21 protein-coding genes and 1 pseudogene are annotated in these 20,289 nt (G+C 52.4%); 10 read left to right on the plus strand and 12 right to left on the minus strand.

Annotation, left to right across the window (positions count from 1 at the left end):
* Nucleotides 1-329: 329 nt before the first annotated feature.
* Complete coding sequence (locus tag BLX42_RS05740) at nt 330-644, minus strand: hypothetical protein (protein WP_161871341.1); 315 nt, start codon at nt 642-644, stop codon at nt 330-332.
* 190 nt (nt 645-834) lie between these two features.
* Here BLX42_RS05740 and BLX42_RS05745 point away from each other — a divergent pair, with 190 nt between their 5' ends.
* Both BLX42_RS05745 and BLX42_RS05750 read left to right on the plus strand, forming a co-directional pair.
* A complete protein-coding gene (locus tag BLX42_RS05745) occupies nt 835-1,461 on the plus strand; it encodes a histidine phosphatase family protein (RefSeq protein WP_161871327.1) in 627 nt (208 codons plus the stop codon).
* Nucleotides 1,462-1,479: 18 nt separating this feature from the next.
* Entirely contained in the window at nt 1,480-1,812 is a 333-nt protein-coding gene (locus tag BLX42_RS05750; RefSeq protein ID WP_168216548.1) for a hypothetical protein, read from the plus strand.
* 451 nt (nt 1,813-2,263) lie between these two features.
* Here BLX42_RS05750 and BLX42_RS26805 read toward each other — a convergent pair whose 3' ends face one another.
* A complete protein-coding gene (locus tag BLX42_RS26805; protein ID WP_256671919.1) occupies nt 2,264-2,482 on the minus strand; it encodes a hypothetical protein in 219 nt (72 codons plus the stop codon).
* A gap of 5 nt (nt 2,483-2,487) precedes the next feature.
* Entirely contained in the window at nt 2,488-2,775 is a 288-nt protein-coding gene (locus tag BLX42_RS05755) for a hypothetical protein (protein ID WP_161871328.1), read from the minus strand.
* 217 nt (nt 2,776-2,992) lie between these two features.
* Between BLX42_RS05755 and BLX42_RS05760 the strand changes: the two genes are divergently transcribed.
* Together BLX42_RS05760 and BLX42_RS05765 are read left to right on the plus strand one after the other, a co-directional pair.
* Nucleotides 2,993-3,982, plus strand: a complete 990-nt coding sequence (locus tag BLX42_RS05760) for a tyrosine-type recombinase/integrase (protein ID WP_161871329.1) — start codon at nt 2,993-2,995, stop codon at nt 3,980-3,982.
* Nucleotides 3,983-4,006: 24 nt separating this feature from the next.
* Nucleotides 4,007-4,633, plus strand: a complete 627-nt coding sequence (locus tag BLX42_RS05765) for an HAD family hydrolase (RefSeq protein ID WP_161871330.1) — start codon at nt 4,007-4,009, stop codon at nt 4,631-4,633.
* Nucleotides 4,634-4,822: 189 nt separating this feature from the next.
* Here BLX42_RS05765 and BLX42_RS26810 read toward each other — a convergent pair whose 3' ends face one another.
* Nucleotides 4,823-5,032, minus strand: coding sequence for a hypothetical protein (locus tag BLX42_RS26810; protein WP_256671920.1), 210 nt, complete (start codon nt 5,030-5,032; stop codon nt 4,823-4,825).
* Between the two features lie 553 nt (nt 5,033-5,585).
* On the opposite strand from BLX42_RS26810, the gene BLX42_RS05770 reads away from it, so the two are divergent.
* On the plus strand, nt 5,586-6,059 hold the full coding sequence (locus tag BLX42_RS05770) for a 3'-5' exoribonuclease (protein WP_161871331.1): 474 nt from the start codon (nt 5,586-5,588) through the stop codon (nt 6,057-6,059).
* 27 nt (nt 6,060-6,086) lie between these two features.
* Here the strand turns inward: BLX42_RS05770 and BLX42_RS05775 are convergent, their stop codons facing one another.
* Both BLX42_RS05775 and BLX42_RS05780 read right to left on the minus strand, forming a co-directional pair.
* Entirely contained in the window at nt 6,087-6,296 is a 210-nt protein-coding gene (locus BLX42_RS05775) for a hypothetical protein (RefSeq protein ID WP_161871332.1), read from the minus strand.
* Between the two features lie 61 nt (nt 6,297-6,357).
* Nucleotides 6,358-6,588: a hypothetical protein gene (locus BLX42_RS05780; RefSeq protein ID WP_161871333.1), complete on the minus strand. Its 231-nt coding sequence runs from the start codon at nt 6,586-6,588 to the stop codon at nt 6,358-6,360.
* A gap of 276 nt (nt 6,589-6,864) precedes the next feature.
* On the opposite strand from BLX42_RS05780, the gene BLX42_RS05785 reads away from it, so the two are divergent.
* Nucleotides 6,865-7,095, plus strand: coding sequence for a hypothetical protein (locus BLX42_RS05785; protein WP_161871334.1), 231 nt, complete (start codon nt 6,865-6,867; stop codon nt 7,093-7,095).
* A 195-nt stretch (nt 7,096-7,290) separates the two neighbouring features.
* Here BLX42_RS05785 and BLX42_RS26815 read toward each other — a convergent pair whose 3' ends face one another.
* Nucleotides 7,291-7,581, minus strand: a complete 291-nt coding sequence (locus BLX42_RS26815) for a hypothetical protein (RefSeq protein ID WP_256671921.1) — start codon at nt 7,579-7,581, stop codon at nt 7,291-7,293.
* A 253-nt stretch (nt 7,582-7,834) separates the two neighbouring features.
* Complete coding sequence (locus BLX42_RS05790) at nt 7,835-8,203, minus strand: histone-like nucleoid-structuring protein, MvaT/MvaU family (protein ID WP_161871335.1); 369 nt, start codon at nt 8,201-8,203, stop codon at nt 7,835-7,837.
* 449 nt (nt 8,204-8,652) lie between these two features.
* Here BLX42_RS05790 and BLX42_RS26660 point away from each other — a divergent pair, with 449 nt between their 5' ends.
* Entirely contained in the window at nt 8,653-10,656 is a 2,004-nt protein-coding gene (locus BLX42_RS26660) for a hypothetical protein (protein WP_178110722.1), read from the plus strand.
* A gap of 483 nt (nt 10,657-11,139) precedes the next feature.
* Here BLX42_RS26660 and BLX42_RS05800 read toward each other — a convergent pair.
* Both BLX42_RS05800 and BLX42_RS05805 read right to left on the minus strand, forming a co-directional pair.
* A pseudogene (locus BLX42_RS05800) lies at nt 11,140-11,823 on the minus strand (DUF4113 domain-containing protein); the annotation flags it as partial.
* 97 nt (nt 11,824-11,920) lie between these two features.
* Nucleotides 11,921-12,511 carry a TetR/AcrR family transcriptional regulator gene (locus BLX42_RS05805; RefSeq protein ID WP_161871336.1) on the minus strand — a complete coding sequence of 197 codons (591 nt, stop codon included), beginning with the start codon at nt 12,509-12,511 and terminating at the stop codon, nt 11,921-11,923.
* Between the two features lie 218 nt (nt 12,512-12,729).
* Here BLX42_RS05805 and BLX42_RS05810 point away from each other — a divergent pair, with 218 nt between their 5' ends.
* Genes BLX42_RS05810 through BLX42_RS05820 form a run of 3 tightly spaced genes read left to right on the plus strand, consistent with a single transcriptional unit; the run spans nt 12,730 to nt 18,446 of the window.
* Nucleotides 12,730-13,860, plus strand: a complete 1,131-nt coding sequence (locus tag BLX42_RS05810) for an efflux RND transporter periplasmic adaptor subunit (RefSeq protein ID WP_161871337.1) — start codon at nt 12,730-12,732, stop codon at nt 13,858-13,860.
* Nucleotides 13,861-13,872: 12 nt separating this feature from the next.
* The gene (locus tag BLX42_RS05815) at nt 13,873-17,001 is read left to right on the plus strand and encodes an efflux RND transporter permease subunit (RefSeq protein WP_161871338.1); all 3,129 of its coding nucleotides are present in this window, start codon (nt 13,873-13,875) and stop codon (nt 16,999-17,001) included.
* A gap of 35 nt (nt 17,002-17,036) precedes the next feature.
* Nucleotides 17,037-18,446, plus strand: coding sequence for an efflux transporter outer membrane subunit (locus BLX42_RS05820; protein ID WP_161871339.1), 1,410 nt, complete (start codon nt 17,037-17,039; stop codon nt 18,444-18,446).
* Between the two features lie 90 nt (nt 18,447-18,536).
* On the opposite strand, the gene BLX42_RS05825 is transcribed toward BLX42_RS05820, so the two are convergent.
* Together BLX42_RS05825 and BLX42_RS05830 are read right to left on the minus strand one after the other, a co-directional pair.
* The gene (locus tag BLX42_RS05825; RefSeq protein ID WP_161871340.1) at nt 18,537-19,973 is read right to left on the minus strand and encodes an NAD(P)(+) transhydrogenase (Re/Si-specific) subunit beta; all 1,437 of its coding nucleotides are present in this window, start codon (nt 19,971-19,973) and stop codon (nt 18,537-18,539) included.
* A gap of 2 nt (nt 19,974-19,975) precedes the next feature.
* Nucleotides 19,976-20,281: an NAD(P) transhydrogenase subunit alpha gene (locus tag BLX42_RS05830; RefSeq protein WP_161871343.1), complete on the minus strand. Its 306-nt coding sequence runs from the start codon at nt 20,279-20,281 to the stop codon at nt 19,976-19,978.
* Nucleotides 20,282-20,289: the final 8 nt, after the last annotated feature.

Below are 20,289 nucleotides of genomic sequence, written 5' to 3' on the forward strand. Positions count from 1 at the left end.
GGGCAATGATGCAGGATGGGAGCCTTGCGCCAAATCAGCTCAATACCTAAAAACCTAGGTGCACAGCGCAGGTGTACCGATCAACTTGGCCACGACCGAGCCAGATAGATACGTACCGGATAGGCTTGGAAGCTCCAGCAGCCCCTGCGTCACGTAGGCGTCTCCCTGGCGGGTTAGATCCAGTCTTCTTCGCGATGGGTCATTTGGGTGCTCCACAGATTGGTCTCGCCTCTACCCTAGCCTACACATCGAAAGCTTTCAATGGCCCTGAAGCGCTCGGCGGGTCGAATCGACGCTGAGCAGATATGCGTATGCCTCAAAATGGCGGATCACGATTTTAGCGACTTGTACCAATCCGCATAGGGCGTGTTGGTGACCTTGTGCCGGTTATAGTCAGGACTATCGTCAGTCCACCAGACGGGGCCCCGCTCTCCCAAGGCTATCTTGGCGATGTTCACCGCCTCCCTTGCGGACTTGCGGGTGTTATCGTCCAGATCGGATTTCGCCTGCTTCACATCTCGCCTGGCGCGCATGAGCTCATTCACAAGCTTCTGGCGCTCCTCGTCAGGCAAGGATGGGTTAGAGCAACGCCAAAGCCTTATGTTGACAAGGAAGTATCGGCCGTCCGGTGTTATCGAGTACATCGCGGTTGTCTCCGCATTCGAGTCCTGAAGAGATGACTCATCATCCTTGGTGCTCGTTTCAAACGGTTTCACAAGGGCATGCACGTCCAAGGTCTCCTGGCAAGCAGGACTGACCAAGGTCAGAATCTGCATATGGCAAACCTGGCACAGGCGAGTCAGCAAGATCCTATTCAGACAAGGACGATCATCAATGCAACGAGTCAGGTTTGTTCGACATGGCGAGAGTGCGGCTAACGCGGGCCATCCGAGCCGTGATCATGAAAGCATCCCTTTAACCGCGCTCGGCTTGCATCAGGCACAGACGGTGGCCAGGTCATTATCGACTGCTCCAGACCTCATTGTCGCCTCACCCTTTGCACGAGCGCAGGACACAGCCTTAGCAACAGCAACTGCCTTCCCCTGCGCGCCTGTTGAGACATGGCCGATCCAAGAGTTCACGTATCTGGAGCCTACTCGCTGCGTCGACACTACAGTCGCTCAGCGGAAGGGCTGGGTAGATGAATACTGGCTGAAAGCTGATCCCGCACATCGCGACGGATGCGGCGCAGAGTCTTTCCTGGATTTTGTCGCTCGAGCGCAGGCCTGTATCTATCGAATCGCTGAACATTCAGCCGCAGAAATCATCATTTTCTCCCACGGGCAGTTCCTGAACGCAATCGCTTGGCTGCTGGAAACCAAACCTCAGATTATCGATGGACGTGCCATGGCTGACTGGCGAAGATATGAAATAGATAATCACATCCCGAACTGCTTTGGTTTCTCCATTTCACGGAGTGTTCCCTACGCACCTTGGGCACTCGGCAAACGCAATTATTGAGGAACTGGACTGGCTCTTATGGGACTCAACTACTCCGACGATTCATCTCCAAACGAGCTCACGGCACGGGAGGTTTACCAGGTGCTGCGCGAAGTCGTGCTGGGACGCCGGGGAATGAGGAAGGTTGGCTCACAGACGTGGAACGACGTCTACGCCTGCCACTTTGAAGTGGATGTGGAAGGGTGGCGCATCTCGATTTACAACGACTGCGATGAGCTCGATTACTGCGAGCAAGCGGTGAGCCCAGGTGGGCAGCGATGGGATTTTGATCCAGGCGCTCGGACAGACCCAATTGCGCTGCTATCCGCTTGGGAGCATCAGAGCCTGGAGCGCATGTTAAAAGCGCTCTAGAAGCCCTCTGGCGCGCCCCGTTGGGGACGGCTGTCGTAAACCAAGCCACTGCGTGGCTCGGCCCTCCGGGCTCCCATCCTCGCACCTCCGCCCCTCCTGGTCTGCGCGCTCCGCTTGCTTATTGATTCGAACGCATTAACTAGGCAGGCAGCAGAGGATATGATTGATTGTTGTTGCATCCGACCAGCAGGACATCTCAGGGCACACCTATGACCACAGACCCGAGTAAGGGAAGCGATAAGCAGATCTCTGATGCATACGCACGTAAGCGAAATCGCGAGCGGCCAGCATTTTTAAGACAAGAGACGCTTGATCGGATTGCCAGTGATCACGCGAAAGAGCTTAGGGATCTCGGCTCGCGTCAGGAGAAGCATTGATGAGTCTCTGCTAACCCACTCCAATTAACCCGTCAAGCCGCAACTGCAGCCGTCCTTCGAGCTAGACGCTCCCCTCAATGACACCCAAGAGTTGGGCCACCGAGCGCACCCAGCTGATAGTCCGTCACAGCTTGAAACTGATGCTCAGCAATCAGCCGTAAGCGATCCAGTTCTGCACCTTTCACCCCTCCTGCTTCGGCTTCGTGATACCGCCTCAAAGCCTCTACGGCCTGGGAGTACATGGGGTCGTCTGGCATCAACGCTCTGCTGAGATCCTTCGGCTTCTTCGTCATTTTGCTCACGCAGGTATAGGCAGACTGGAGTCGATGACCACGACTTGATGCTTTTCGACGGCAGGATCATCTGCCTCTCCAGGGAACCAGCTCAGCGACTCGTAACCCATGATTTTCCCTTCACGCACGACGTCTGAATAACACGCAACAGCGTCCTCTAATGCTGAGCAATCAGACCTGGGGATCAGAACAGGCAGGTCAGGATCGTACTGGCGCAGCTGTTCAATCAACTCACCAACGTTCAATTTGATGCCCTCGAATAATGGCCTGGCGGAGGCGGATTGCCACGTCATCCAAGGTATACGCCCAGTCACGAGCGTCAAGGTCTCTGCGCCCTTCTACTGGACAGCTCGGAGATCGAAGTGATAGCTTTCGGCGACCGATGTATCTGGATCGGGCGGTCGGCTCGCGAAGGCCTTAGTGCCACAGGTTGTTACACCCTTCTTAACGCACGCATTTCGACAATAGTCAGCGGGCAGCCGACGCCTCGACGTTATTGGAGAACTGCCAATGCGCGTACCAGTACATCCGAATGACCTCCTCCGTAACACTGGCCTGAAAAAGATCGCCAAAGACCTGCAAAAGCTGTGGTGTGGCCCAAATCCACTCACCCACACATCAGCCCTGGAGCTTCTTGCCCAAGGACTTGGCTACAGCGGCTATCAGGATCTTGCAGCTTCTGCGACAGAGCAGATGCCAGCAGGTACTTTCCCAAGTCAGTCTGCCGTAAAGCAGGCACTGATGCTCGCCATTAAAGCAGCTATGACACCCAGCGACTGGTTTTCCTCAGACCAAGCGGCGATGGCGCAGATGATAAAGTCGCTACGCTTTCGCGCCCTCTCAGCCTTCAAGGTACCGCGTAGCGTTTTCCAGCCGCCACGTCATGGTGAACCGTCCATTGGGTCGGATTTGCCAGTCTTGAGGGGTCGAATGGCGAAGTCAGCACAACAGCTCTCCTCTCAATTGCTAACTGATGAAGAACTCGAATCTCTCAGTAAAGCCATCACGGCCACAGAGAGCCTGCGTGATCAGGCACTGATGAGCTGCATGATGGCCGGACTGCGACGAAGTGAATTCCTAGGCGCGAGACCTAGCGATTTTTCTGGGGATGATGAGCGCAAGCTCTTTGTTTCTCGTGGCCCAAAAAAGACGCGAGTCATGGTGCCTCAAAAATACTGGACATCAATCAGCCGCTTCATTGCCACCGCGAATTTGGCAGACAACGTCCTTCTGTTCCAATCAAAAAGAAGCCAGGACATCTCTGTGTCGCCCTTGGCACTCAAAAAATTGTGCGAATCTTGGGCGTATGAAGCTGGTATTGATGCATCCAAGGTCAGTCCACGCAACATCTACATGTCAGTAAGGTGGAGCGTTGCAATGCAGATGGCCGGCAGTTTCACCGATTTGATGAGCAGCGTGAGTACGAAAATGGGGCATTGGCCTACGACATCGATGACAAGGTATTACTTAAGTAGCTTGCACGCCAAATTCAGCAAATAGGACGTGACGATCAGGGTGAGTGCGATGACGACCAAGACGGCCATACTTGATGCGTTCGGCACGGTTGTGCGGATAGGCAGCAGAACGAACCCATACCGCCATTTGCTGCGGGAAGGCATCAAGCAAGGCCGGCGCCCTCACTCTCGTGATGCACACGTCATCATGACGCAGAACCTGGAGCTGCATGAACTCGCCGAGCACCTCGGCATCCGGCTTTCAGAACCTCGGCGGGTCGAGATCGAGTCCGCTCTGCAGGCCGAGCTCAACTCCATCGAGGCATATCCCGATGCAATTGAGGCGGTCGCCATGCTCCGCGAGCGTGGCGTTGCTCTCGGGATCTGCAGCAACCTCGCCAAGCCCTATGGCGCGGCAGTGAAGCGGCTTTTCCCGAGCATGGACGCCTATGCATTCAGCTTCGAGGTCGGCGCCGCCAAACCTGACCCTCGTATCTACCAGGCCCTCTTGGAGATGGTTGACGCAACACGAGGAAGCTCTGCCGGCGCTGCATCTGAGGTTTGGATGGTAGGTGACTCAGCTCGATGTGATCGAGACGGTGCCCGAGCAGTTGGCATTGAAGGTCACTACCTAGATCGCTCGGGTGCTTCGTCCATCCAGGATTTGGTACAGTTTGCAGACTTCGTCTTGGAGTGATGACGCCCAGATAACCCAACGGCATACGGCAGTTATCTTCCGCCCTTGAGACAACCCTCAGGGCTCGCCCTAGCGGGACAGCTGTCGTAAACCGCACCCTGGCTTCACCAGGTTCCGGCCCTGTCGGGCTTCCATCCTCTCGCCTCTGGCCCATCGTGGGCCGGCGCGCTCCGCTTGCCATTTTGGCAATCAGTGCTGTGTCTGACCCAGAGTGCCAGCCTTGTGCAATTGATAGTCGACGACGGTTTGGTACAGGTGGTCAGCCTCCATGCGGAGCCGATCCACCTCATCAGCAGGCCATCCCTCATCAACGGCTTTCTGGTGGGCTCGGATGGCTTCGAGGGCTTGTCTTAAGAGGGGCTCTCCAGCCTCAGCCATTCCCAGGATCGTCCTCTTCATTCTCAGCGCCCATCCTGCCGGCTGCCACGGGGTGTATCCAGGTAATCCATCTCGGCGTTCCAGGTCATAACGAATCTCTCAAGGTCGCGGAAATGGGGCCGGCAGGCAGCACATATAGCCGCGCAGCTTCCAGGCTGCGAAGTGGGCGACTGAACTGCGAGTCTCGCCCCTCCCCCGTTATTAACATCAACTTATATGCCCATGTCATCATCGAGGCGATCTCCCCTCAGCAGTCTCGAGAGCTTCGTCTGGCAGTCGAGCTAGCAGCCCATCAGCCAGATCACGGGCGTGGCGTGAGTACAACGTCACCGTGCCGGGCAGCGCTCCACGGAGGGGGACGAACGCAGCTACTCTGGTCTGGGCAATATTCAAGATATTTAGTACCTGAGTGCTCATCGTAGCCGTGGACAAATGATCCACTGCCGTTCGCTGCGGAAACTCGAAGGTGCCCCATAGCTCAACGACAATCTGGAGCATATGCTCAGGGCCAAAGTGGTTGAGGGCAATTTCCCAAAGCTGGCCTTCCTGCCCGAGGGTTAGGCGCTTTCTAGGCATGACGGAGATTCAAGTGTATAGGCTCTTTCTGGACTGCGAATTCACCGAGCTCACCCCGCAGGCGAAGCTGATTTCCTTGGCGCTGGTCGCCGAGGATGGCCGGGAATTTTACGTCGAACTGCTCGACTCTTGGCGAGTGGAAGACTGCAGCGATTTCGTGACGGAGATCGTGCTGCCACAGCTCTGGGGCGGCGAATATGCAATGCCGATCATGGAGGCCAGGACTGCGCTGCTCACTTTCCTGGAGTCCTTCGAGACTGAACTCGAGATCGTTACCGATGCCCCCCTGTACGACTGGGAGCTATTTTGCGAGCTCGCTTACGACGCTGGGCGTTGGCCTCAAAACGTCCGGAATCGTCCGACAGATGCGACCACCCTATCTCCGACAAATGATGGAGAAGAGCTGCCGCATCATGCTCTTCTTGATGCCAGGATCATCGCCGGCATGTTCTCCAGTTCAACCCCTGGATAGAACTCTAATAGCTCGAAATGCCAGGTGCTAATGGCCTTGCTCTGCCGGGCCGCCAAAGGCTTGCAGTTGGTAATCAGTGACGGCTTGAAAGCGATGCTCGGCCATCAGCTTGAGGCGCTCCAGCTCTGCTCCACCTACCCCATCAGCCTGGGCCTGATGGTAGACCTTTAGCGCTTCAACGGCCTCGGTGTACAGAGGGTGGTCGGACATGAGCACTTTGCTCAGATCTCGTTTCACAGTTTCTCCCTTTCGCGATGGCTACCCATACGACGCCATTCCACCAAGGCGTGTGTTTAGCCTACCACTGCTGATCAGCTTGGACAGAGTGCGCGTACATCAACGCTTCATCCGCGAGCTCCAACATCTCGGCCAAGGTTCCTGAATCGACAGCATGCGTGTCACGTAGTGCGTATGCCTGATGCAGAAGCTCCCGGTGATGTTTCTTAGGTGCGAGGAGCAGGGCCTCGGTGTCGTTGAGCAGCTGTCGCCACTCTTGGATCGACATTACGGGCAGATTGGTGCCTGTCATGGCGGCATCCCCTATTGCTGTATGTGCATACAGTATTCGGAATGTGCCCGGCTGCATAGGTACTACGGACGAAATGCCCCTGCGATGAGAACAGATCAGTCGCTGGAACAAGGTAGATTTTCGCTGGGAATGGCGATGCATCGCCCAGAAGGAGAGATTGCTCCAGATGACGCAAAACCACGCCGCAATGGGGAATGTAGCGGCGTGATTCGTCACGCTCCGATGGCGCCCGATTTCGACGTGTTATGTTTGGGCTATCACCCAAGGAGCGGAATCATGGATCAGATTACCCAACTCGACGACAGCATCGAGCGTTTGGCCCGTATCGCGGATGAGCTTGAGCAGCAAGTAGTGCCGTGCCCCGCATCCCGATTGAGATTGATCACCTGGGTCACCGACTGGGTAGGTAGTCCATCAAGATTGGCCGAGCTTGAGCATGGTTTGCCGAGCATTCCGCAGAGCCTGGTTTCAGATTACACATCTTGGGTTCACGCGAATGATGGGTGATAGCCCTCACCTGTAATAGTTTTCACGGCTTTTTCACATGCAGTATGGGAGCGTTAACTATCCCTACGTGTGATAGATCTTGCCCGCCTAGCAGCGGGCTTTCTTTTGCCCGCAACGATCCTCATCGCAAGAAGCCCCAAGAATCTGTGATCGCTGGCATGCGCACAGCGACCACCGGAGTGCTGATTTAGATGTCTAGGCCACTTGCCTTACTGTAGGCCGCTGATCGGTCGCGAGTCGTCTTGCACACCCCACTCCCCAGGCCAGGGCCCGAGTCATCGACTCACCTGGCCGAGAGTCGAATGCCTCTTCGTGAAGAGCCATGCCACATCCCGCATACACGCCGATGAACATCTGTGTCTGGCCAGTTCTGGAAAGCCTCACCTGGACATCAATCGAAGTGCCGTCATCCAGCTCCTCGTCATGGCTGCGGTGATGAAGCACAGGATCGGCCCAAGCCCAAAAAACTTCACCGCGTATACGCATGCCGCTCTCCTACGACTTTAGTCTTATAGTCCATCAACCATAGCGCGGGATGATGACGTTTCAACTCTCCAGGAGAGTGGCTGCCCAAATTCAGACAGCCGGCAGAAATCCCTACAAAACAGAGTCCTATGCATACGCTGCAGGTGTTTATGCACCACGAAGTGGGTCAGCACCCGCGCCTGCCAAAACCTGGCCGCATCCCCATAGAAAAAGCCCCCATCAGGGGGCTTTAGCAAACCATCAGTGGAGGGTGTTACTGGGCGAGCCAGCCTTCCACCACATCGGAACCGTACTCGGCTTTCCATTCCTTAAGCAGCTTGTGATTGCCGCCCTTAGTCTCGATGACCGCGCCGTCGTGCGGGTTCTTATACTGCTTAACCTGGCGAGCGCGGCGCGGGGACTTTTCAGCTACTGCTGGGGCGGCGATACGACGGTTGGCTTGAGGATCCAGGATGTTGATGATGTCGCGCAGGCTGTAACCGTACTCGGCCAGCAAGTCACGCAGTTTGGTCTCAAATTGGATTTCTGCTTGCAGCTCGGAACTGCCCTTGAGGGCCTCAAGCTCTGCGAGCTGGGCCGCGAGTTGTTGCTCAAGCTGACGAAATTCTGCCAAGCGGGACATCGATATTCTTCCTAAATTTTGAGGATTTCACAATTCAGAAGTATTCTAAACCATTAAGGTTTCAATTAGTAGCGCTCGCCCGCCCGGTGCTTAGCACTGTAAGTTCTGCCCTATCACCTGCACCAGCCATCATAAAAAATAGCGCGGCGATTCAGATGAAACGCCTCTAAGGCTTTGCCGGGTACGCACAGAAAGGCCAAGGCAGGATGCTAGCCGAGCCTCAGCTTTTTCAGCCCTGCGGCTATGCTGTAACGTTACATCTGACAAAGGCGATAAATATTAAGAATCAAAAAATAAAAACCAATAGAAAAAAGCAATAACATCTTGTTAGCGGTTACTGAGCATCCTCTAGGCTTCTCTGGCAAGATGCAATATCATAGTGCAATCATTCAACTTCTATCTACTGCCGATATTATAAATTTTCGGAGCTGGATATGTTAAGGATTAGATTGAGTTATATGGAAGATCAGCGACTCCTGGCATCGGTAGCCCTTTTTCGAAAACTTTACGACAATCAAAAAGATTCGTATGATGTACTGGCCGACTTCATAAGAGCCGCCATCAACATAAACAGCCTCTGGAACTTTACTGTTGACGACTGTTCAAAATCACTAAAGGATAATTTTGGATTTAAAGTTCCAACAGCGGTACTTAAATCCTGCCTTAAACGACGCCTCAAGGATGAAGTTGAACTTAGCTACGGCAACTATGGAATAACACTTAAATTTGAGAAGTCCGAGACACTTGAATCAGAGATGCGCCAAGCACAAGCAGAGCAAGAGCACATCATCCTTGACCTGATCGAATTCGTTGCCAGCACACAACAAAAATCACTTTCCCGCCATGAAGAGCAGAAACTGCGGGATGACTTCCATCAGTTTTTTTTAGGTGGACTGAAGCCTGGATCTAATCACGTAGCAATTGGGAAATTTATACTTAGCAAGTCTAAAGATGCCCAATTCACTAGAAAGCTAAACCACCTAGAGGAAGGGGTGATACTTTACCAAGGGATCGAATATTCACCAGATAATGGAGCTATCAACTCGTGGCGTTCAAGCTATACAATTTACCTCGACACCGAAATTCTTTTCTGGGCCAATGGGTACGACGGAGTATTATTTGAGTCCTTATTTAAAGAATTCGTCGAACTGGTTCGCGAGGTAAACCTTAAAGCCGCGAACGAATCTAAGATACTTCTTAAATACTTCCCTGAAACCAAACAAGAAGTAGATTCTATTTTTTCTGCTGCAGAGCATATATTCAATAAACGTCGCTTCGCTGACCCTAGCCGAACTGCGATGCAACATTTACTATCAGGCTGTAAATCGAGATCCGACATCATCGCCAAAAGAGGGATGTTTTACTCACTCTTAGATAGATATAAGATCAGCGAAGAAGCCGATAGAGACTATTACAATCCGCCACACTTCAATTGCGAAAGCAATGACGCTCTCGCCATTCTGACAAGTGAGTTTCCTGAAATATCGGCTGATAAAATAGCAAATGCTCTGAAATTTTTCACAAAAATCAACTACATTCGCCAAGGTATCAGCCACAAAGGACTCGAACAGTCCAAAGCTATTTTGGTAAGCGGCAAAAATCTTTCACGTCAGCTTGCATGGCATCCTCAAGTCATGCACGGCGAAGGAGTTATACCCTTCTCCACTGATCTTGACTTCCTAACAGAACGATTGTGGTTCAAGTTAGGAAAGGGGTTTGGCGGAAATACTAAAAGCCTTGTTACATTTGACGTTGTTGCTCGCGCCCAAATAATTCTTTCGACGCAGGTTTCCAGCAAAATCTCCGGCGAATACAAGGAGCTAATTAAGCGCGTCGAATCCGGGCAGATGCAGACCAATGACGCAAACTATATAATTTCCGAACTGAAGACGAAGGCAATAAAACCTGAGGAGCTGAATCCGGAGAGCGTCGCTACGCTTTCTGATTTTCTGGATGTTGACTCAATTGAGGCAGGCGTAAGAGCCAGACGACTTCTTGAGGATGAAGTAGCTACAATCCCTGAACACATTGCAAATCATGAAAGAACGATTGAAGAATTCAATGAATTTAGAAGATCCGTTTATCTCAGAGACCTTAGTAATTGGCGGTTCGGTAGAGAGCCTATACGTAAGGGCGCTAAAATTCGATATGCAACTATCATCCTATTGCTCATTACTCTACCAGTAGCCCTTACATCCTGGTTTGCAATTCACCTCAGCACAGCAAATGACACACCTTTATCTAAAGTAGGATTCGTAGCAACAGTCTTGGCACTCCTATGGGGTTTTGTCTCGATAAAACTCGCACACCGAATCATCAAGCGAGCAGTAAAAACCTGGGTGAAGAAAAAACTTCGATCCTATACCCCTAAACCAAAGTTCGAAGACCAACAAATATCAATTCAAGCCGTACCAAGAACGCTTGAACATTCTAGAGAACCAGAGAGCGCGTAATAACTTTCATTAATAGCCAAGCGACTGCAACAATCATTGCGGTCGCTGGTTTCTTCAGAGCAAAGTCGTTTCATTTTAGGAATCACACTGTAGTAAACTCGTTAAGACTCGGGAAGAAGTGAAAGCTGAAGGTACGCACCTTCTTACCCAGGGAACCGTCTTGATCATGCCTCATAACATCTAATGTTTTTACCGAAAACCTATACAACCCACGATACCGTGGCCGTTCAAGAGCAATTAAAGAAGAACACCTGAATCTAGAACCACTCACGACCTCCTTGAGGAAATTCTTTAATGAAAAATTGTAGATTGTGGCGTCGACCCCCTGCCCCGTATTAATCGCCCCAGCAGAAGCTTCCCATGGCCAACAGTTTGGAGAGCCTTTCTTCAATGCACTAAAACTTTGCCTCGCCCTTTTCTTACCCTCACGCTCGAATCTTCTATGAAAAAATAGATCTTCCACCCCGCGCTATCTTACTACAACTACTTATAATAGACAGTCCAGAGCTCGTCCATTTTGGTAGTAAAACTCTGACTCATCATCTCCCTGCGCATACCCCAACTGGGATCGACCGGAACGCTCGCAAGCCGCATCGTCCCCCTACCCCACTTTCCATTCACCGCATCCAGTACGCCCATCAATTTTTCATTCGCCACTGACTGAGACGCCGCGAACAGGTCACCGGTGATTTCGTTTGATTGGCTAAGGTCGAGCAACAGCACCTCTGCCTTGCTATAGCGAAAACCCTCCCGGAACACCCGCTCCACGCCCTCCTGTGCCGCCTTTGTCAGCAAACGCGTATCGTCCGTCGGTTACGGCAACTCAACCAGGATGCCATTGGCGTATTTCGCCTCATCCGGATTAAACATACCCGTGCGGATGCTTACCCGTAGACGCTTGCAAAGTGACCGCTGGGAGCGGAGCTTTTCAGCGGCACGCGATGAGTAGGTGGCCACGGCCTCTTTAATCGGGGCAAGCTCGGTCAGACGGGTACCGAACATACGGCTGCAGCAGATCTCTTTCTTGGGCGGGTCAGGCTCATCCAGCTCGAGACATGTGGTACCACCAAGCTCGCGAACAGTTTTCTCCAGCACAACGCTGGACTGCTTTCTGAGCGACCAGGCATCTGCCTGGGTAAGTTCCCAGGCCGTGCGAATGTCCTTAGCGCATACGGGTAATACCCCGTCACTCGGCGCACTCATGGCCCACCATGGAAATCCACCGCCGACTAATCCGACCAACTAGACCGACCGGGGCAGCTGCTCAACCGTCCACCAAGATTTGCTTAACTGTACGTTGCAGCAGAGACATATCGATGCGTTTTTTCGAGTCAGGGCTGCGGAGCGCACGTGCAGACAGTCCTTCGAAGAGTGCAGCTACGATCTCGCACCTCGATTCCAGGGCCGGCGTGTGCCCCCCAAATAATGCGTAGAATGAATCGCTGACAATTTGATCATTTTCGTGGATGAGAGCAGCCACCTTTGGGTTACGGCTCGATTCCGCCAAGATTTCGGTGGTCAATGCTGCATTGCTCGCCGCCATATACCGCTCGGCACATTTGGGGACTAGCTCAGTGAACGCCGATATGGCGTCCGAACCATCACTGGCGAGCCGGACTTCTTCAATGAAATCTCCGAGCTCGCTGTGCTCACGGGCTACTACCCCCTCAATGATCCCCTCCTTACCACCAAAAAAATGATGGATATGGCCAGAGCTCATACCCGCAGCAGCAGATATCTGAGACATGCTAGTCCGGTGAAATCCCTCCGAGCGCACGCACTCTGCAGCTGCCGCCAGCACCTGCTCCTTGCGCCTTTGCGCTACAGCCGAATCACCAGATTTCTTGCTTGACATTCATCTTCTCCACAGAACGACCTACGAATCTGCCCGCCTCTGCGGCAGATGCTGCTTGCGACAGGGTAACAGAATGAGTGTAGACTGTAGATAGGTGGGTCGCCCGACCTAGTATTGGTTGGATCAGCTGCTGGGCCGTGCCTCCAGAATCCTCACCCCGGTTCTGCGGCACGAAAAATAATAGGTGGGTCAAGCCACCTAAATCGAAGAATTGGATAATGAGCTTTCAGAAACTGCTTCTAACAGGCGTTACAGTGCTAGCCGCAAGCGTGATGCTTTCGGCGTGCGGTGACAGCAAATCCACCGCAGGAGCCAAGCAGGCTTTGCCTGAGGTGACTGCGATGAGCCTGCAATCTCAACCGCTTAGAATTTCTACGACCCTACCGGGGAGAACGAAGGCCAATGTCACGGCAGAAATTCGACCTCAGGTCGGGGGCATTCTGCTTGATAGAGCCTTCCTGGAAGGGGCTGAGGTCAAGAAAGGACAATTGCTCTATCAGATCGACCCGGCCCCCTACCGCGCTACGATGATGCGAGCGCAGGCCAGTTATGAATCTGCTCGATCACTGCTGAAACGCTACGAAACGCTCGTGAAATCAAGAGCTATCAGCCAGCAGGAATATGACGACGCACGCTCACAATTTCTTCAATCCGAGGCAGCACTCGAGAGTGCCCGCATTGATTTGGGTTACACGCGCATCATTGCTCCTATATCTGGACGGATCGGGCGTTCTACTGTAACAAAAGGCGCCCTGGTAACCGCCAATCAGTCAGGGGCGATGGCGACCATCCAACAGCTTGACCCTATCTACGTCGATATCGTCCAACCGTCGATCGCTCTTCTCCAACTGAAGCAAGACCTCGCTGATGGCGTGTTGAAAACGGACAACGAAGATCAGGCGGATGTGACCTTGTCACTAGAGAACGGACGTAAATATGAATATACCGGTAAGCTTCAGTTTTCCGAAGTAAGTGTCAATGAAGACACGGGTTCAGTGGTACTGCGAGCCATTTTCCCCAATCCTAAAGGCACACTACTTCCCGGAATGTTCGTAAGGGCCGAATTAGCAGAAGGCACCCGTCAAGAAGCGATTCTTGTCCCGCAACGCTCCGTGTCGCGCGATAACCAAGGTACGGCAACCGTATTGAAGCTCAATGAAAAAAATATTGTTGAGCGAAGCCAAATCACTACTGAGCGTTCAATTGACGGTCAGTGGTTAATCAATGGTGGCTTATCGGCAGGAGATCGCATTGTTGTTGACGGCTTGCAACATGTACAGCCAGGAGCGGAAGTGAAAGTAGTTCCCGCAGACAGCACTAAAATAGCCCAAAATCAAAGCACCGACTAATCGGCGGAACAAATGTCCAAATTCTTTATCGATCGCCCGGTCTTTGCCTGGGTAATTGCTATTGTCGTCATGCTCTGCGGCGCATTAGCGTTATTAAAACTGCCCGTCAACCAATACCCTGACGTAGCACCCCCAGCAATAGGAATTATTGCAAGCTATCCCGGCGCTTCCGCGCAGACTGTTCAAGATACCGTGACACAGGTAATTGAACAGCAACTGAACGGGCTAGACGGGCTAAGATACATCCGTTCTGAAAGCAATGCGGACGGTAGTACAACTATCGTAATTACGTTCGAGCAGAATGTGAACCCCGACACCGCACAAGTCCAGGTTCAAAACAAGCTTGCGCTCGCCACCCCAATGCTTCCCACTTCGGTGCAGCAGATCGGACTTCGTGTTGTTAAGTACAAGCTAAACTTCATGATGGTTGCAGCCCTGATTTCCGAAGACGGGAAGCTTGACAACTATGCCCTTGGAGATCTTGTCGTATCCAAACTTCAAGACCCGCTCACCCGCACTCCTGGTGTAGGTGACTTTATGGTGCTCGGCGCCCAGAATGCGATGCGCATCTGGCTCGATCCATTGAAGCTTAATAACTACAATTTGATGCCAGGAGATGTCATTCAGGCGATTCAAGAGCAAAATGTACAAATCTCTTCTGGTCAACTTGGCGGGCGGCCTACCAGCGGAATTGTTCAGCTCAACGCCACCGTGATCGGAAAATCGCTGCTGCGTACGCCAGAAGAGTTTAAGCAGATACTTTTGAAAGTGAATCCAGATGGATCTCAAGTCACATTAAAAGATGTTGCTGATGTTTCACTTGGAGCAGATGACTTCTCAATCAGCGCCATGTCGAATGGCAAGCCTACCGCAGGCATCGCTTTGAGACTGGCGGCGGGGGGTAATACTCTAGATGCTGTAGCAGCAGTTCGCGCTACGCTTGATCGTATGGCACCAGCGCTGCCGGCGGGTGTGAAAGTAATTTATCCTTACAATACCGCCCCTGTTGTGAGCGAATCCATCAAAGGGGTCGTTCATACGCTTATTGAAGCTATCGTACTCGTATTCTGCATTATGTATCTGTTCCTGCAGAATTTCAGAGCAACGATCATCCCTACCCTCGCGGTTCCGGTCGTGCTTCTGGGCACCTTCGGCGTGATGGCTACATTTGGCTTTACCATAAACATTCTTACAATGTTCGGCTTGGTTCTAGCAATCGGCTTGCTAGTGGATGATGCTATCGTCGTTGTCGAAAACGTCGAGAGGATTATGGCAGAGGAAGGTTTATCACCTCTGGAAGCTACACGTAAATCCATGGAGCAAATTTCCGGCGCGTTGGTGGGTATTGGCCTGGTGCTATCCGCTGTATTCATTCCCATGGCATTTTTCGGAGGATCCACAGGCGTTATCTACCGTCAGTTCTCGCTGACAATTGTAACAGCTATGGCGCTTTCCGTTTTCGTTGCCTTGATTTTCACACCGACACTTTGCGCAACAATCCTAAAGCCAGTACATGGCCACGGTGACAAAAAAGGATTCTTTGGTTGGTTTAACCGCAAGTTCGAGAGCGGAGCAAACAAGTACGAAAAAGGTGTCATTGCAATCCTCGCGCGCCGAGGTCGCTCTATGGCAGCCTTTGTACTTATCGTAGTCGGATTGGGACTGCTCTTCCCCCTGATGCCGACATCCTTCCTTCCAGATGAAGACCAAGGTTTCATTTTGGCCCAAGTTGAACTGCCTGCAAATAGCACAGCGGATCAAACCGACGTTGCTCTTAAGGAGATCACGTCCTACCTCGTCGACGAAGAGAGTGAGATTGTTGATTCGGTGTTTGCTGTGAATGGTTTCAGTTTTTCCGGGAGGGGCCAAAATTCAGGCATGGCTTTTATCATGCTCAAGCCTTGGGATGAACGTAAAGGCACTGCATTTGAGTTACAGGCTCGTGCGATGGAACATCTAAGCAAGATGAAATCTGCAGTTGCACTGGCATTCATGCCGCCCGCGATTATGGAGTTGGGCAACGCAACGGGTTTTAACTTTTTCATTCAAGATTTTAGCGGTCAAGGCCATGCGCATCTTATGCAGGCACGGGCTCAACTCTTAAACGAGGCATCAAAGCGCCCAGAACTCGCCTTGGTGCGAGCAAATGGCAAAGGTGATGAACCTCAATACCAAATCAAAATTGACGATCAAAAGGCTAGAGCCTTCGGCGTTACCCTAGCAGACGTCAATACAACTATGAGCGCAGCCTGGGGCTCCGCGTACGTCAATGACTTCATCGATAAAGAACGTGTAAAACGAGTTTATGTACAAGGCGTACCTCAAGCTCGAATCACACCTGAAGATTTCGCCAAATGGTATGTAAGAAATAAAAATGGCGAAATGGTCTCATTTGCTTCTTTCGCAACCGGGACATGGATTTACGGCTCTCCAAAACTTGAACGCTATAATGGTGCTCCAGCAATCGAAATTATGGGGCAACCAGCACCAGGGTATAGCTCTGGAGACGCAATGAAGGCTATTGAGGAAATTGCTACGACGCTACCGGATGGTGTCAGCATTGAATGGACTGGACTTTCCTATGAAGAGCGCCTATCAGGCTCTCAATCAACGGCACTATACATCTTGTCTATCATTGCTGTATTCCTGTGCCTAGCGGCCCTGTATGAAAGCTGGTCGATTCCATTCGCTGTAATGCTAGTAGTTCCCCTAGGCGTGATTGGTACTGTAATTGCGACCCTGGCCCGAGGCTTGGACAACGATGCATTCTTCCAGATTGGGTTACTTACCACAGTCGGCTTATGTGCAAAAAATGCAATTTTGATTGTAGAGTTTGCAAAAGATTTGTACGAGAGAGGTGGGAGAACAATTACCGAGGCCGCTATCGAAGCATCTCGGCTGCGCTTGCGCCCAATCATCATGACCTCCTTGGCATTCACCATGGGTGTGATCCCGCTTGCGATCTCGAGTGGTGCGAGCTCAGGCAGTAAGCACGCGATCGGCACAGGCGTCATCGGTGGAATGATGACAGCGACATTCCTAGCGATTTTCTTCATCCCTCTATTTTACGTAGTGGTGGCCAACTTTTTTGGAAACAACAAAAAGCAGTTAGTCGCCAGTAATGAGGCACCAAAAAATTGAAACCTTTATTTCCTAGGTTGAAACTTACTACAGCTATGGCCAGCCTCGCGCTAGCTGGTTGCACATCAACTATGGCACCTGAATACGTACGGCCTACTACCCTGACCCCAGAAGTGTGGCCGCAGCCCGCTACCAAGTCGGATGCAATGCAGAAACCTGAAATTGTGAGATGGGACGATTTTTTCTCAGATCCGAAGCTTCGCCAAATAGTTAAAATGGCGCTTGAAAACAACCAAGATCTTATTCAAGCCACTTTAAACGTTGAAAAAGCCAAAGCTCAGTTCCAGATTCAGCGTTCTGAACTAGCTCCCAAGATCGGAATGCAAGTCTCGGGCGAGTCAGGACGAATTCCAGGTTCTATTTCCGAGACTGGAGAGGCTTATACAAGCCACACCTATCAGGCTGGCATAGGAATAGTATCTTGGGAGATTGATCTCTTCGGCAGGCTAAGGAGTCTGAAAGACCAAGCCAAACATCAATACATTGCAACAGAAGCTGCCCAACGCGCAGCTAAGCTTAGCTTGATTGCTGAAGTAGCGCTTTCTTATGTAAAGCTCGCGGCTGACTCAGAGCAATTGAATGTTTCTCAAGAGACCATCCAACGGCTTCAAGAAGCCTATGAGTTACAGGCTGATTTGCAAGCAACAGGCACCACCTCTGATCTTGAGCTCAATCAAGCACTTGGTGAACTTGAGGCATCACGCGACGACGCACTTGCTCTTGAAAGCGATGTCGCACGCGATAAAAGCACACTAGAGCTGTTAGTGGGCGCTCCACTTGATAAGGAGTTACTAAAAACAGACCCCATCAATTCAATTATGCCTTCGAGTCATATTGCTTCCGGACTACCTTCAGACCTACTTCAGAGTCGTCCAGACATCTATTCGGCGGAACAGCTCCTTATGGGTGCAAATGCAAATATTGGAGCAGCCAGAGCAGCGTTCTTCCCAAGCATCAGCCTAACCGGAGGATTTGGCCGCGCAAGCGACTCGTTGGATAATTTATTTAGTGGCGTAAATCGCACATGGTCAGTGATACCTCAAGTCAACTTACCAATTTTCACCGGTGGACAGTTGAGCTCAGCCTTAAAAGTAGCTGAGGTTGATCGAGACATAGCTATCGCGCGCTACCAAAAATCTATCCAGGTGGCATTCAAAGAGGTTTCCGACGGATTGTCTGTCCGATCAAGGATTGATGACAGGCTAAGTGCTCAGCACGCGCGTTTGCAAGCAGCTGAGCGAGCTTATGCCCTTACAAAGCAACGCTATGAAAGCGGTGTCACTCGATACCTCGAGGTGCTTGACTCTCAGCGCACGCTATATACCGCGCAGAGAAGCATGATTTCAACACAGTTAATTAAACATGAAAATTCGATACTAATGTTTAAGGCGCTTGGCGGGGACTGGCGCACACAACGTAGCGAGAGAATTACAGGAGCTCGGTAAACCAAAACGAGAGTGCGGGTGGTAGTCCATCCTCCCCACTCTCATTTTGACTGCCACAGTTCCTAACTAGATTTCAAAAATCTTGCACTCTCAAGCAACTGCCTTGACCATATCCTCGACAACTTTCTTAGCATCACCAAAGATCATCATGGTTTTATCCAGATAGAAGAGCTCGTTGTCTAGTCCCGCATATCCGCTGGCCATCGAGCGTTTATTGACGATGACGGTCTTGGCCTTGAAAGCCTCGAGAATCGGCATGCCGGCGATCGGCGATTTCGGATCGTTCTTCGCCGCCGGGTTGACCACGTCGTTAGCGCCCAGCACCAATACCACGTCGGCCTGGCCGAACTCGGCATTGATGTCTTCCATCTCGAACACCTGGTCGTACGGGACTTCGGCTTCGGCCAGCAGCACGTTCATGTGCCCGGGCATACGCCCCGCCACCGGGTGGATCGCATACTTCACGGTCACACCGTTGTGGGTCAGCTTCTCGGTCAGCTCCTTCAGCGCGTGCTGGGCACGGGCCACCGCCAGGCCGTAGCCCGGAACGATGATCACGCTGTCGGCGTTGCTGAGCAGGAACGTGGCGTCGTCGGCCGAGCCGGACTTAACTGGGCGCTGCTCTTTCGGGCCTTGCGCCACGCCGGCATCGGCATCGCCCCCAAAGCCACCGAGGATAACGTTGAAGAACGAGCGGTTCATCGCCTTGCACATGATGTACGAGAGGATCGCACCCGAAGAACCAACCAGCGAACCGGCGATTATCAGCATCGAGTTATTCAGCGAGAAACCGATACCGGCCGCCGCCCAGCCCGAGTAGCTGTTGAGCATCGACACCACCACCGGCATGTCGGCGCCGCCGATCGGGATAATGATCAGCACGCCCATGACGAAAGCAAGGGCAAGCATCAGGGTGAAGGCACTGTAGTGGCCGGTGAAGGTGAACAGCAGGCCCAGAGCGAGGGTGGTCAGGCCCAGGATCAGGTTCAGCTTGTGCTGACCGGCGAACTTTACCGGTGCGCCCTGGAACAGGCGGAACTTGTACTTGCCCGATAGCTTGCCGAAGGCGATGACCGAACCGGAGAAGGTAATGGCACCGATGGCTGCGCCAAGGAACAGCTCCAGGCGGTTACCGTTGGGGATCGGGTCGCTGATGGCAGCCACGATGCCCATCGACTGCGGCTCGAGCACGGCGGCGATGGCGATGAATACTGCAGCCAGGCCGATCATGCTGTGCATGAAGGCGACCAGTTCCGGCATCTTGGTCATCTCGACGCGTTTAGCCATGACCGAACCGGCGGTACCGCCGACCAGCAGGCCGACGATGACGTAGCCGATGCCGGCAGTGGCCAGCTCAGCCCCAAGCTTATAGATGAGGCCAACCGTCGTGAGGATGGCGATCCCCATGCCGATCGTGCCGTACAGGTTGCCACGCCGCGACGTGGTCGGGTGCGATAAGCCCTTGAGCGCCTGGATGAAGCAGATCGAGGCGACAAGGTAGAGGAGCGTTACCAGATTCATACTCATACTTATCTTTGCACCTCGCTTTTGGTTTTTTTCTTGAACATCTCAAGCATGCGGCGGGTGACCAGGAAGCCACCGAACACGTTGACGGCGGCCAGGGCCACCGCCAAGGTGCCCATCAGCTTGCCGGCCGGGGTCACGGTCAGGGCGGCGGCCAGCATGGCGCCGACAATGACGATCGCCGAGATGGCGTTGGTGACCGCCATCAGCGGTGTGTGCAGCGCCGGGGTGACGTTCCACACCACGTGATAACCCACATAGATGGCCAGCACGAAGATGATCAGGTTGTAGATGCCATGGGAAATCAGCATGTCTTCCA

This window comes from Pseudomonas sp. SG-MS2 (genome assembly GCF_009933855.1).
Classification (GTDB): domain Bacteria; phylum Pseudomonadota; class Gammaproteobacteria; order Pseudomonadales; family Pseudomonadaceae; genus Aquipseudomonas; species Aquipseudomonas putida_E.

Coding starts and splice junctions, on each gene's coding strand:
- BLX42_RS05740 (WP_161871341.1), bottom strand. CDS start 644: ATGTACTCGATAACACCGGACGGCCGATACTTCCTTGTCAACATAAGG.
- BLX42_RS05745 (WP_161871327.1), top strand. CDS start 835: ATGCAACGAGTCAGGTTTGTTCGACATGGCGAGAGTGCGGCTAACGCG.
- BLX42_RS05750 (WP_168216548.1), top strand. CDS start 1,480: ATGGGACTCAACTACTCCGACGATTCATCTCCAAACGAGCTCACGGCA.
- BLX42_RS26805 (WP_256671919.1), bottom strand. CDS start 2,482: ATGACGAAGAAGCCGAAGGATCTCAGCAGAGCGTTGATGCCAGACGAC.
- BLX42_RS05755 (WP_161871328.1), bottom strand. CDS start 2,775: ATGACGTGGCAATCCGCCTCCGCCAGGCCATTATTCGAGGGCATCAAA.
- BLX42_RS05760 (WP_161871329.1), top strand. CDS start 2,993: ATGCGCGTACCAGTACATCCGAATGACCTCCTCCGTAACACTGGCCTG.
- BLX42_RS05765 (WP_161871330.1), top strand. CDS start 4,007: ATGACGACCAAGACGGCCATACTTGATGCGTTCGGCACGGTTGTGCGG.
- BLX42_RS26810 (WP_256671920.1), bottom strand. CDS start 5,032: ATGAAGAGGACGATCCTGGGAATGGCTGAGGCTGGAGAGCCCCTCTTA.
- BLX42_RS05770 (WP_161871331.1), top strand. CDS start 5,586: ATGACGGAGATTCAAGTGTATAGGCTCTTTCTGGACTGCGAATTCACC.
- BLX42_RS05780 (WP_161871333.1), bottom strand. CDS start 6,588: ATGACAGGCACCAATCTGCCCGTAATGTCGATCCAAGAGTGGCGACAG.
- BLX42_RS05785 (WP_161871334.1), top strand. CDS start 6,865: ATGGATCAGATTACCCAACTCGACGACAGCATCGAGCGTTTGGCCCGT.
- BLX42_RS26815 (WP_256671921.1), bottom strand. CDS start 7,581: ATGCGTATACGCGGTGAAGTTTTTTGGGCTTGGGCCGATCCTGTGCTT.
- BLX42_RS05790 (WP_161871335.1), bottom strand. CDS start 8,203: ATGTCCCGCTTGGCAGAATTTCGTCAGCTTGAGCAACAACTCGCGGCC.
- BLX42_RS05805 (WP_161871336.1), bottom strand. CDS start 12,511: ATGTCAAGCAAGAAATCTGGTGATTCGGCTGTAGCGCAAAGGCGCAAG.
- BLX42_RS05810 (WP_161871337.1), top strand. CDS start 12,730: ATGAGCTTTCAGAAACTGCTTCTAACAGGCGTTACAGTGCTAGCCGCA.
- BLX42_RS05815 (WP_161871338.1), top strand. CDS start 13,873: ATGTCCAAATTCTTTATCGATCGCCCGGTCTTTGCCTGGGTAATTGCT.
- BLX42_RS05820 (WP_161871339.1), top strand. CDS start 17,037: ATGGCCAGCCTCGCGCTAGCTGGTTGCACATCAACTATGGCACCTGAA.
- BLX42_RS05825 (WP_161871340.1), bottom strand. CDS start 19,973: ATGAGTATGAATCTGGTAACGCTCCTCTACCTTGTCGCCTCGATCTGC.
- BLX42_RS05830 (WP_161871343.1), bottom strand. CDS start 20,281: ATGCTGATTTCCCATGGCATCTACAACCTGATCATCTTCGTGCTGGCC.